The organism is Microbulbifer regidiadema (SeqCode) (assembly GCF_052467605.1).
In genome coordinates this window covers 56,629-67,500 of sequence record NZ_CP174315.1, presented here as the reverse complement: position 1 = coordinate 67,500, position 10,872 = coordinate 56,629, and the positions used below count along the sequence as shown (strand labels likewise).

General features: G+C 53.3%; 11 protein-coding genes, 1 rRNA gene and 1 pseudogene (1 of these 13 only partly in view). 12 read left to right on the top strand and 1 reads right to left on the bottom strand.

All coding sequences use genetic code 11. From position 1 onward, the window contains the following. The 12 genes and pseudogenes from ACJJIF_RS00400 to glmM all read left to right on the top strand — a co-directional run. Positions 1–29 (top strand): 16S ribosomal RNA (locus ACJJIF_RS00400) (it extends 1,354 nt beyond the left edge of the window). Between the two features lie 33 nt (positions 30–62). Continuing rightward, positions 63–590: a protein TolQ gene (tolQ, locus tag ACJJIF_RS00395; RefSeq protein ID WP_444928357.1), complete on the top strand. Its 528-nt coding sequence runs from the start codon at positions 63–65 to the stop codon at positions 588–590. 3 nt (positions 591–593) lie between these two features. Further along, on the top strand, positions 594–1,052 hold the full coding sequence (gene tolR / locus ACJJIF_RS00390; RefSeq protein WP_014286942.1) for a protein TolR: 459 nt from the start codon (positions 594–596) through the stop codon (positions 1,050–1,052). 6 nt (positions 1,053–1,058) lie between these two features. Continuing rightward, positions 1,059–1,994 (top strand): cell envelope integrity protein TolA, encoded by a 936-nt coding sequence (gene tolA / locus ACJJIF_RS00385; RefSeq protein WP_075697877.1) that lies wholly within the window; start codon positions 1,059–1,061, stop codon positions 1,992–1,994. A 28-nt stretch (positions 1,995–2,022) separates the two neighbouring features. Then, on the top strand, positions 2,023–3,387 hold the full coding sequence (gene tolB / locus ACJJIF_RS00380) for a Tol-Pal system beta propeller repeat protein TolB (RefSeq protein WP_014286940.1): 1,365 nt from the start codon (positions 2,023–2,025) through the stop codon (positions 3,385–3,387). A 140-nt stretch (positions 3,388–3,527) separates the two neighbouring features. Beyond that, entirely contained in the window at positions 3,528–4,010 is a 483-nt protein-coding gene (gene pal / locus ACJJIF_RS00375; protein ID WP_008551510.1) for a peptidoglycan-associated lipoprotein Pal, read from the top strand. Between the two features lie 218 nt (positions 4,011–4,228). Beyond that, positions 4,229–4,711, top strand: coding sequence for a hypothetical protein (locus ACJJIF_RS00370; RefSeq protein WP_444928356.1), 483 nt, complete (start codon positions 4,229–4,231; stop codon positions 4,709–4,711). Between the two features lies 1 nt (position 4,712). Next, positions 4,713–5,117: a tol-pal system protein YbgF gene (gene ybgF / locus ACJJIF_RS00365; RefSeq protein ID WP_444928355.1), complete on the top strand. Its 405-nt coding sequence runs from the start codon at positions 4,713–4,715 to the stop codon at positions 5,115–5,117. Beyond that, positions 5,101–5,580 (top strand): tRNA lysidine(34) synthetase TilS, encoded by a 480-nt coding sequence (gene tilS / locus ACJJIF_RS00360; RefSeq protein WP_444928354.1) that lies wholly within the window; start codon positions 5,101–5,103, stop codon positions 5,578–5,580. Before ybgF ends, tilS begins: the two co-directional genes overlap by 17 nt. A 10-nt stretch (positions 5,581–5,590) precedes the next feature. Further along, positions 5,591–6,427, top strand: a complete 837-nt coding sequence (locus ACJJIF_RS00355) for a PP-loop family protein (RefSeq protein ID WP_444928425.1) — start codon at positions 5,591–5,593, stop codon at positions 6,425–6,427. Between the two features lie 270 nt (positions 6,428–6,697). Beyond that, positions 6,698–8,623 carry an ATP-dependent zinc metalloprotease FtsH gene (gene ftsH, locus ACJJIF_RS00350; RefSeq protein WP_014286937.1) on the top strand — a complete coding sequence of 642 codons (1,926 nt, stop codon included), beginning with the start codon at positions 6,698–6,700 and terminating at the stop codon, positions 8,621–8,623. 253 nt (positions 8,624–8,876) lie between these two features. After that, positions 8,877–9,017 (top strand): annotated as a pseudogene (gene glmM, locus ACJJIF_RS00345) (phosphoglucosamine mutase); the annotation flags it as partial. Positions 9,018–9,131: 114 nt separating this feature from the next. Here the strand turns inward: glmM and ACJJIF_RS00340 are convergent. Continuing rightward, positions 9,132–10,445 (bottom strand): ABC transporter transmembrane domain-containing protein, encoded by a 1,314-nt coding sequence (locus tag ACJJIF_RS00340; protein WP_444928424.1) that lies wholly within the window; start codon positions 10,443–10,445, stop codon positions 9,132–9,134. Positions 10,446–10,872: the final 427 nt, after the last annotated feature.

The window sequence follows — 10,872 nt, the reverse complement described above, 5'->3', positions numbered from 1 at the left end:
GTTGCTGGAGCTGGGCGATTATCTTTGACAAGGTTGTTCTGTACGGTCGTTCCCGCCGCCAGATGAACCGTTTTGAGAACGTGTTCTGGTCCGGCCAGTCTCTCGAAGAGCTTTATAAGTCTCTGTCCTCCCGCGCGAATAACGGCATGTCTGCGTTGTTTGTGGCTGCTATGCGTGAATGGAAGCGCTCCCACGAAGGGGATAAGCCTGCCATTGCCAGCCTGCAGCAGCGTATTGACCGCGTGATGGACCTGACTATTTCCCGCGAAGTTGAGCGTCTTGAAAAACGCCTGTTGTTCCTTGCGACCATCGGCAGTGCGGCCCCGTTTGTGGGCCTGTTTGGTACGGTCTGGGGCATCATGAATGCGTTTACCTCCATCGCGGCTTCCAAAAACACCAACCTTGCTGTTGTGGCTCCGGGTATTGCGGAAGCGCTGTTTGCGACCGGTCTTGGTCTGATCGCGGCTATTCCGGCGGTTATTGCCTACAACAAGCTGCAGAGTGACAGCGGTAAGCTGGCTGCGCGCATGGAAGGTTTTGCAGACGAGTTTTCAGCCATTCTGTCCCGCCGTATTGATGAGCGAGCATAATCCATGGGTATGAGCACTGGAGCAGCTGGTGGTGGTGGACGCGCTGGCGGCAGACGTGGTCGCCGCAGGCATTCCCATGCACCAATGAGCGAGATCAACGTAACGCCGATGGTGGACGTGATGCTGGTGTTGCTGATCATCTTTATGGTGGCAGCTCCGCTGTTGACCGTTGGTGTGCCGATCGACCTGCCCGAAACCCGGGCGAAGGCGATGGAAGGTGATACTGAGCCGATAGCGATCTCCGTTAAGTCTGACGGATCCGTGTTCATTCAGGACACTGAGATCCCGGTTGACGAGCTGATCGCGAAACTCGGTGCGATTGCCGAGAATGGCTACAACGAGCGCATCTATGTGCGTGGAGATCAGGATGCCGATTACGGCGTCATCATGAAGGTTATGGGCCGTATCAATGCTGCTGGCTACAAGCGCATCGGGCTCGTTACTCTAGAGGAGCAGGGTTAACCGGGAATGCGTGCAGGGCTTATCGCATCGCTAGTTGTTCACGTGGTCGTGCTTGTTGCCGGAGCGGTTTCGCTTAACTTCGGCAAAGAGCTTTCGACTGCCCCGGTGGATTCACTGCCCGTGGATCTTGTGCCTGTGAGCGAGCTGACCAAGCTGCAACTGGGTACAAAGGAAGCGAAGGAAATCAAAGAGGCTGCGTTGCAGCCGACCAAGAAGCCTGCTGAAAAGCCTGAGCCGGAGAAAAAGACCGGTGAGGCCAAGAAAGAGGTGAAGAAGGTTCAGGAAGCGAAGAGGGAAGTGCAGCAGGCTGAAACACCGCCGCCGCCACCAGAACCTGCTGAACCAGAGCCAGCTCCAAAGGAAGTGCCAAAAGAGAAGGCGCCTGCGGAGACTGCAGAACTTGGTCCTGAAGTAGAAAAAACAGAAAAGCCGAAGCAGCTTGTAAAAGTCCGTCCACGTTCCAAGCCGAAGCCTCCTGCGCGTCCGAAAGCGCCTAAGAAGGAAAAGCCGAAGAAGAAGGAAGACTTCAACTCCAAGATGGCGGCTTTGCTGAACAAGACGAATGCGAAGTCGAGCGGGACTGCAAAGTCCGCCAAACCGGCTTCTCTTGGATCCGAACTGGGCCAGACCAATGTGAAGATGAGCCAGTCTGAGCTGGATGCGCTTCGCGGACAGGTTGCCCGGTGCTGGAACCCTCCTGTGGGTGCAGCTGGTGCTGAAGATCTGAACGTTCGCCTGCAATTCAACCTGAGCCGTACCGGTGAAGTTGAAGGGCAGATGCAGGTTCTGAATTCCAGCAATAACCCAACATTCAGAGCTGCTGCAAGCAGTGCAGAACGCGCGGTCTATCGCTGCGGTCCGTATTCTCTGCCAGCAGCTAAATATGATGCATGGAAAACCGTCATCTTGAATTTTGATCCTCGCGATATGCTTGGATACTAGGTATTGAGATTGAAAGGAGCTTAGGTCTATGTCCTTTGTGATGGGGCTTAACCCAATGCGTACAACAGGAATCAAGCAGCTGTGGCGTCGTGCATGCCGCTTTGTGGCTGCTGCTGTTGCTGTTGTTACCATCTCTCAACCTGCCTACGCCTTGATTGAACTGGATATTACTCAGGGCAACGTTGAACCTATGCCGATTGCAATCTCTCCCTTTGCAGGTTCCGGCTTGCAGGAAGACGTGGCAGGGCAGATTTCTCAAGTTGTTGCCGCTGACTTGCAGCGCTCGGGCTTGTTCCGCCCGATTGATCCGGCTGCCCATATTCAGCAGGAAATGAATGTAGGCACCATGCCGCGCTTTGGTGACTGGCGGACCATCGGGTCTCAGGCCTTGGTGACTGGTTCTATCGCGCAGCAGGCAAACGGTCAGATCCGTGCTGAGTTTCGTTTGTGGGATGTGTTTGCAGGTCAGCAGTTGATTGGCCAGCAGTTCTTCACCACACCTGAAAACTGGCGCCGTCTGGCTCACATCATCTCCGATGCGATCTACCAGCGTTTGACCGGTGAGAAAGGCTACTTCGATACCCGCGTTGTCTTCATTGATGAGAGCGGTCCGAAGGATGCGCGCCGTAAGCGTTTGGCGATCATGGATCAGGATGGTGCGAATGTGCGCTATCTGACCCGTGGTGATGATCTGGTTCTGACCCCTCGGTTCTCTCCTGTTTCTCAGGAAGTCACCTACATGTCTTATGTGGGCGGCAATCCGCAGGTCTATCTGTTCAACATCGAGACTGGTCAACGTGAGGTTCTTGGGAACTTCCCGGGCATGACCTTTGCGCCGCGCTTCTCACCTGATGGCCAGAAGGTCATCATGAGCTTGCAGCAGGGCAGCAATGCAAACCTTTATCTGATGGACTTACGCACTCGTCGGACAACTCGTTTGACCAACACTGCAGCGATTGATACCAGCCCGTCCTTCTCTCCAGACGGACGTCAGGTGGTGTTTGAAAGTGACCGTGGCGGTTCTCAGCAGCTGTATGTGATGAACTCCAACGGCAGCGGTGCTGAGCGTATTTCCTTTGGTCCGGGTCAGTACTCTACGCCTGTGTGGTCTCCACGTGGTGATCTGATTGCCTTTACCAAGGTGCATCAGGGCCGCTTTATGATCGGTGTTATTCGTCCGGATGGTAAGGGTGAGCGCATCCTGACAGAGGGCTATCACAACGAAGGTCCGGCATGGTCTCCAAACGGGCGCGTGCTGACATTCTTCCGCGATACTGTGGGCGAGCAGGGCGGTCCTCAGGTCTGGACTGTTGATCTGACTGGTTACAATGAACAGCTGGTTCAGACACCAAACTTTGCATCAGACCCGGCGTGGTCTCCGCTGCTCGACTAATCGTGAAGCTGAGACCCCAATTTCTTGCGGGAATTTGGGGTCATTAGCACTTCATTAACCAATAAATTCAAGTTACCCTTAACCAAGTTGGTCTAGGGCTTTTTTAACCCTCGGGGTTTGAGGGACAGGAGATTCTATAAATGTCAAAGACGCTGTTCGCGCGCGGAGCGCGTTTCGCCGCTGTGGTGGCTGTGTGTCTCGTCGCAGCAGCTTGTTCGCAGACACGCCCTGAATTGACCAGTGGCAATAGTTCTGTTGCAGCTGGCTCTGGTCAGGACTTTGTTGTGAATGTTGGGGATCGTGTATTCTTCCTCAACAACCAGAGCTCCCTTGATGGTGCAGCTCGCGGAGTTCTGGACAAGCAGGCTCAGTGGCTGCAGCACTACAAGAACTACTCTATTACCATTGAAGGTCACGCTGATGAGCGCGGCACCCGTCAGTACAACATTGCACTGGGTGCGCGTCGTGCGGCTGCAGTTAGAGAATACCTTGTTGCTAAAGGCATTAGCCCATCCCGCATCAAGACAATCTCCTACGGTAAAGAGCGTCCGGTTGCGGTTTGTAACGCGGCTTCTTGCTGGAGCCAGAACCGTCGTGCTGTGACTGTTCTGAATGGTCAGTAATTGAGTTTGACCTGCTGAAATCTAAAAAGGGCTTCCCTGATTTGGGGGAGCCTTTTTTGTTGAAACTCCTGCAAACTTGTAGGAGAACGGAAATTGGCCGGGGAGAAGCCGCAAATAGGGGTGAAACACTGAATGTGTGCCCTATTTTCGTCTTTTCCTCTTGCCAAGAGATGAGAAATTCCGACCCGACCCCTGAAGGGTGTCTCAGGAGATAATTGATGGCTCTTTACCGACGTATTGCAACAAGCTTTGTTGTTCTTGCGCTTGCAACCTCTGTTAGTTTACCTGCGAACGCGCAGCTTTTCGGTTCGTCTAAAAATGACGAGACCGCTCAGAACACTGCCCGCCTTGGTCAACTTGAGGAGCAGGTTCGTCTGCTGACGGGTAAAGTTGAAGAGCTCAATCACAAGCTTCGTCTGACTGAAGATGCGCTCCGTCGTTCTCAAGAGGATGTTGAGTATCGTCTCCAGCAGTTGGAAAATCCGGGTCAGACACCACGGGTTGTTCAGCCTCCTGTTGTACAGGCACCAAGCACGACTGCACCGGCAAACCGCACTCAGCAGCTTTCTACGCTGAACACTCCTGCTCAGGGTACAAACAGTGGTCCGCTGGATCTGTCCCAGATTGCGCGTGGTAACAACGCAGCACCGACTGGTTCCACGACTGCAGCCAAGCTCTGGTTCTCTGCAGTTTTCCGGTAGTGTGAATGAGCTGCTGACTGGTGAGCCTCAGTCTGATTACAACGCAATTTACGGCCTGATGGTTGGTGGCAACTATCCAGCTGCGACTGAAGGCTTTGATACGTTTCTTGGTATGTACCCAGACCATGAGCTGACCGCGAATGCGCAGCACTGGTTGGGTGAAAGCCTGCTGGCACAGCGCCAGTATGAGAATGCGGCACAAGCCTTCCTAAAAAGCTATACTGATTTTCCAGAGAGTGAACTTGCTCCTGAGAGCTTGCTGAAGTTGGGCACTGCGCTTACAGGTATGGGTAACGCGCCCGCTGCTTGTGAGACCTACGAGCAGCTTCTCGCCAACTTCCAGTTTGCAGCGCCAGCTGTTTTGGAGCAGGCCAAGGTTCAACAAAAACGTGACAACTGCCTCTAATCAAGTTGCTCTCTTTTCTACCGAAGAGCTGGATGAGCTTTTCGGAGAGTATAAGTCTTTCCGCCGGATCGCCATTGGTGTGTCCGGCGGTGCTGATTCTATGGCCCTGCTTTATCTTTTGAAGCAGTGGACACAGGAGCTGGGTTTTGCAGCCCCTGAGCTTTATGCCTTCACAGTCAACCATGGTTTGCGCGCGGAAGCGGCAAGTGAAGCCGTTGGTGTTGCGCAGTATTGTACCCGTATTGAGGTGCCGCATGAAACGCTGCTGTGGGAGGGAGATAAGCCATCCTCTAACATCCAGTCGGCAGCGCGGGATGCGCGGCACAGGTTGTTACGACAGGCATCTGAGGATCATGGCTGTGACGCCCTGTTTCTGGCGCACCATCTGGAAGATCAGGCAGAAACGTTCCTGACGCGTCTTGCCCGGGGTAGTGGTGTTTATGGTCTTGCGTGCATTCGCTAGGGATCGTGAGATGGATGGCTTTCACATCTGTCGTCCTTTGCTCAACATCAGTAAGGCTCGCCTGAAAGCTGTTTTACACTCAGCGCATGTGCCGTGGTTTGAAGATCCATCCAATGAAGATGAGCAGTTCACCCGGATAAAGTTCCGGCAGGCTCAAAGCGAACTGGATGAGCTTGGGCTGACAGCGACAAAGCTGTTTGATACGGCACGACGTATGGCGCGTGCTGCGGATGCGATTGATGTCTGGGTTGATGAGGTGGCCGAAAAGTCCTGCACGTTCCACAGTGCTGGTCCGGTGCGGTTTGACAGTTCCTGCCTGGAATACATTCCCGATGAGATTGGTCTGAGATTGGTGGGCCGGCTTGTCCGCTATATCTCAGGAGCGCCATACATGCCCCGGCTTGCTAAGCTTGAAGGGCTTTATGAGACGCTGAAATCAGAGGAAGGTGCCAGAGCAGCCACGCTGGGTGGCGTTCGGTTTGCACTGGCTAAGCCTCATGAAGATGGTATTTGGTTTTGCTTCAGAGAAGCGGGTAGGGCGGGCTTGCCCGAGGTTGAGGTGAAACCGGGAGATGAAGGAATTTGGGATGAGCGATGGCGCTATAAGGCAGCGCATTCCTCAGAAGGCTTCAGAATCACTTATGTTCAAAAAGAGCTTTGTGGAGACTTTGAGCTGGAAATTCCCGCAAACTGGCTGAAAACAGCATTTCTGACAGCTCCGCTTATTGTTTTTGCTGACGGGGTATCCTACATGCCTTGGAAGAAGATTGGTCAAACTGCTGCTGATGCAGAGGTGAGATCAAGGACCTACGGGATTTCGATGGTCCCAGTGAGCAGAACATTTTGAATAAATCTTGGTTTTGCTGGCGTTCTGTTAAATCTATGCATTTATGCTTTAGAGGAATGCAACTAGGACGCCGAGGCTGGTAAAGTCGGAATTAACGGATCTTCAATCCTGAATTATCAGGGGTAACCGGTAAAATTCCGTTGGCCTTAAGAAAACTGAGAAAGAATTTGTGTCATTCTCAGGAAAACATAGAAAGCCTGTTAGGGCTCGCTATGATCTTGACAGAGACACGTGCGAGGATCGCCGCCACCTTGCGGTAAAGGGATCGAAATGAACACCAATTTCCGGAATTTTGCCCTCTGGGTGATTATCGGTCTGTTGCTGATAGCGCTGTTCCAGCTCTTTCAGAATCCGACCTCACGAAGCAACACTAATGAAATTGCCTACTCTCAGTTCATTAATCAGGCTGAGCAGGGTGATATCCGTGAGGTTACGATCCAAGAGCAACAGATCACCGGCAAATACAGCAATGGCGGTACATTCCAGACCTATGCGCCTAGCGATGCCAAATATGTTGAAGTGTTGCAGAACAAAGGCGTTCTGATCAACGCGAAGCCTCCTTCTGAGAATTTCTCTTTGCTGGGCGCCCTCATTTCCTGGCTGCCAATGCTGCTGATCCTCGGTATCTGGATCTTCGTGATGCGTCAGATGCAGGGTTCCGGCGGTAAAGCGATGGGCTTTGGTAAGTCTAAAGCCAAGCTGCTGAACGAAGCTTCTGGCCGTGTGACCTTTGAAGACGTTGCAGGCATCGACGAAGCGAAGGAAGACCTTCAGGAGATTGTTGAGTTCCTGCGTGATCCGCAGAAATTCCAGCGTCTTGGTGGTCGTATTCCTCGCGGTGTGCTTCTCGTTGGCCCTCCAGGTACTGGTAAGACCCTGACCGCTCGTGCGGTGGCTGGTGAAGCGAACGTGCCGTTCTTCACCATTTCCGGTTCTGACTTCGTTGAAATGTTTGTTGGTGTTGGTGCTTCCCGTGTTCGTGACATGTTCGAGCAGGCTAAGAAGAACTCACCATGCATCATCTTTATCGATGAGATCGACGCTGTTGGCCGTCACCGTGGTGCAGGCCTTGGCGGTGGTAACGATGAACGCGAACAGACCCTCAACCAGCTCCTCGTTGAGATGGATGGCTTTGAAGCCAACGAAGGTGTGATCATCATCGCGGCAACCAACCGTCCTGACGTTCTTGACCCTGCGCTGCTGCGTCCGGGCCGCTTCGACCGTCAGATCGTTGTGCCAAACCCAGATGTGATTGGTCGCGAAAAGATCCTCAAAGTGCACATGCGCAAAGTGCCTCTGGCTCCGGACGTTGATGTGCATACGCTCGCTCGTGGTACTCCGGGCTTCTCCGGTGCTGACCTGATGAACCTTGTGAACGAAGCTGCGCTTCTTGCTGCGCGCCGCTCCAAGCGTCTGGTCACCATGGCTGAGTTTGAAGATGCAAAAGACAAGGTGATGATGGGTGCGGAACGCCGTACGCTGGTCATGACCGAAGAAGAGAAGAAGCTGACTGCATACCACGAAGCCGGTCACGCGCTGGTTGCGATGCATATGCCTGCTTCTGATCCAGTTCACAAAGCGACGATCATTCCTCGCGGTCGTGCGCTGGGTATGGTGATGCGTTTGCCTGAGAAAGATCAGGTTTCTCTGACCCGTGCGAAGTGTAAAGCTGACCTTGCTGTTGCTATGGGTGGCCGTGTGGCTGAAGAGATGATCTTCGGTTATGAGAAGGTGACCTCCGGTGCTTCTGGCGATATCCAGATGGCAACCAAGCTTGCAAAAGCAATGGCTACCCAGTTTGGTATGTCCGACAAGCTTGGTCCGCTGCTTTACGGCGAGAACCAGGAAGAAGTCTTCCTTGGTCACTCTGTAGCGAAGAACCAGAGCGTTTCTGATGAAACCCAGAAGCTGGTTGATGCGGAAGTGAAGAGCTTTGTTAATCAGGGCTACGAGACCGCAAACAAGCTTCTGCGTGAGCACGAAGATCAGCTTCACCTGATCGCTCAGGGCTTGCTGGAGTATGAAACTCTCTCCGGTGATGAAATCCGCAAGATGCTCGATGGTGAGCAGCCTGTGCGTGATACCGGTGATGACACTCCATCCACTCCTCGCTCGACCGGTGTTCCAACCGCAGGTGCGAAGAAGCATGGTGGTGGTGAGTCTCCAGACGGACTTAACCCACAGCCTCAGAGCTAATACTCCGCCTTGTTGTAGGAGTTTAATAAAGTTGAAATGCCCGGCTATTAAGTCGGGCATTTGTTATTCAGGCTCAAGTGCTTGGTCTTAGTTTTGGTGATTACTCGTGTTGCAGCTGCGTCATTTTGCAGGTGCGGCGTAACAATTGGACATATCATTTGACAGGACCGCACAAGGGCAAGCGTGTATCACCATTTCAACTAATTTTATCGAAAGCGGTGTGCTCCGCGTTGTGAGTTCAGGGAAACATTAAATGTCGCGAAAATACTTTGGCACTGATGGAATGCGCGGTACAGCGAACAAGTGGCCAATGACTGCTGAAGTTGCGCTGAAGGTTGGTATGGCTGCGGGCGAAGTGTTCCGCCGTGGCAAGTATCGGGCAACTCTTCTTCTGCCTCTCGTTCCTTGGTTCATATGTTCAAAATATTGATCTAACCAAGCGTTGAAACCTTTGTCCTCTCGTTTTCGCATTTATCGTGAAACGCTTTCGCGTTTTTCGTGCGCCGCTTCAACCATAAGCGATCTGGCCCTGATCTGCTGGCAGGAAGCCAAGGATGCAGTCCATCAGAGTGGACTTACCGGTACCGCTTGGGCCTTTGACGACAACCAGCTCCGGCTCTCCCAAAGACAGGTTTACGTCCTCAAGGATGGTGCGGTGACCGCGGGAGACGCTGAGGCTTCTGATCGTCAGCGCGCCAGTTTCCGGCAGCGGCACGACATCGATACCAGTACCAATGATATCTTCCAGACCGTCCTTTTCCAGCTGCTTTTGCAGCTCAACGATGTGATCTGCTGCCGCAAGACCTGCTGCGCGGTCATGGTAGGCTGCTGCAAAGGCACGGAGTGGTGCGAAGTACTCAGGGACGATCATCAGCACGAACAGACCACCCGCCAGTGTCAGCGGAGAACCATAAGTGCCGAAGCTCCAGTCACCCAGCAGAGAGTAACCAACATAGATTGCTGTGATCGCAATGGCTGCAGCGCTGAACAGCTCCAGTGCGGTGCTGGACAGAAATGCGATGCGCAGAACGCGCATGGTGGACGTGCGGAAGTCGCCACCCAGTTTGCGGATGTCATCTTCGGAACGCTTAACTGCACCGAACAGACGCAGGGTTTCCATGCCTCTGAGGCGGTCAAGAAGGAGGCCACCCATATCGGCGAGTACACCGAGCTGCTGATCGCTGGCTTTCTTCGCGCGGATACCAACGATTGCCATGAAGACAGGAACCAGAGGACCAAACACCAACAGGCAAAGCGCTGCGAACCAGCTGACGTAAGCAACGGACGCGATCAAAACGAGAGGGACGAGCGACAGACGCGCCTGAATTGGGAGGAAGCGGCCCAGATATGGTCCGATCGCCTGAATGTGCTCAACCGCGATGGATGCGATCTTGCCGCTTGCAGGAAGTTCTGTTGCCGGGGACAGGTTTGTCAGATTGCTCAGCAGGCTGGTTTCCAGTCTGTGACGCGCCTTGGAGGCCGCGCGAACGGCAATCTCACCGCCCTTCACCTTCAGCACATGGCGGATGGCGGACAGAATAAGAATGGAGGCTGTTGCGTAAAATGGATCGAGGCCCGGTCCGTGAGGATCAATCAGGCCAGCAATTGCCAGAGCCAGAAGTGCTGCCTGCGGAATCCAAAGGAGTTCCGAGAGGCCTTGCAACAATGCGCCGCGCTTCACCAGTTTCATTTCCGGGCGAACCGCTTCCTGAAGCCAGATCTGACCCGCGGACTTTTTGCGTCCACGTTTCTTGGCGGTGGCATTCGCCTCCGCAACTTCAGCATCGGATAGCTCTGTTACATCTGCTAGGTTTTCAGTCATTCCGCTTGTCCGGTTCCCTCTTAGCCGGGGCATCTGCCTGTAACTCTAATCAGCAATTTCCGAAAAAACTCTTCAATTGCCTAGACTTGCTTGTGCAAAGGAATCGACCCGTCCGGTGTTCCACTGCAACATGCTCGTTAGAATTACTCCAGTTTTTTAATAAATCGCAATAAACTCAGAGGCGAAGACCCCCCATTTAGTATGGGACATAAGCGCACAGGTGCGCGCATGGAGAGATCTAAGGAGCCTCAGAGCGCCTTGCTTTTGCCGAGGTTTACGGGGTTTTACCGAAGAGCTGCCACGATAAAAATCAAAATGGCTCATGGATTCCCGAATTTTCGGGAATATTAACTGCTTTCCGCTAGGGTCCCCGGGTTCTCTTGTACATCTCAGCCTACATCGAACTAACGAATTGATATTGCTGAAT

Coding starts and splice junctions, on each gene's coding strand:
- tolQ (WP_444928357.1), top strand. CDS start 63: ATGAACCGTTTTGAGAACGTGTTCTGGTCCGGCCAGTCTCTCGAAGAG.
- tolR (WP_014286942.1), top strand. CDS start 594: ATGGGTATGAGCACTGGAGCAGCTGGTGGTGGTGGACGCGCTGGCGGC.
- tolA (WP_075697877.1), top strand. CDS start 1,059: ATGCGTGCAGGGCTTATCGCATCGCTAGTTGTTCACGTGGTCGTGCTT.
- tolB (WP_014286940.1), top strand. CDS start 2,023: ATGTCCTTTGTGATGGGGCTTAACCCAATGCGTACAACAGGAATCAAG.
- pal (WP_008551510.1), top strand. CDS start 3,528: ATGTCAAAGACGCTGTTCGCGCGCGGAGCGCGTTTCGCCGCTGTGGTG.
- ACJJIF_RS00370 (WP_444928356.1), top strand. CDS start 4,229: ATGGCTCTTTACCGACGTATTGCAACAAGCTTTGTTGTTCTTGCGCTT.
- ACJJIF_RS00355 (WP_444928425.1), top strand. CDS start 5,591: ATGGATGGCTTTCACATCTGTCGTCCTTTGCTCAACATCAGTAAGGCT.
- ftsH (WP_014286937.1), top strand. CDS start 6,698: ATGAACACCAATTTCCGGAATTTTGCCCTCTGGGTGATTATCGGTCTG.
- ACJJIF_RS00340 (WP_444928424.1), bottom strand. CDS start 10,445: ATGACTGAAAACCTAGCAGATGTAACAGAGCTATCCGATGCTGAAGTT.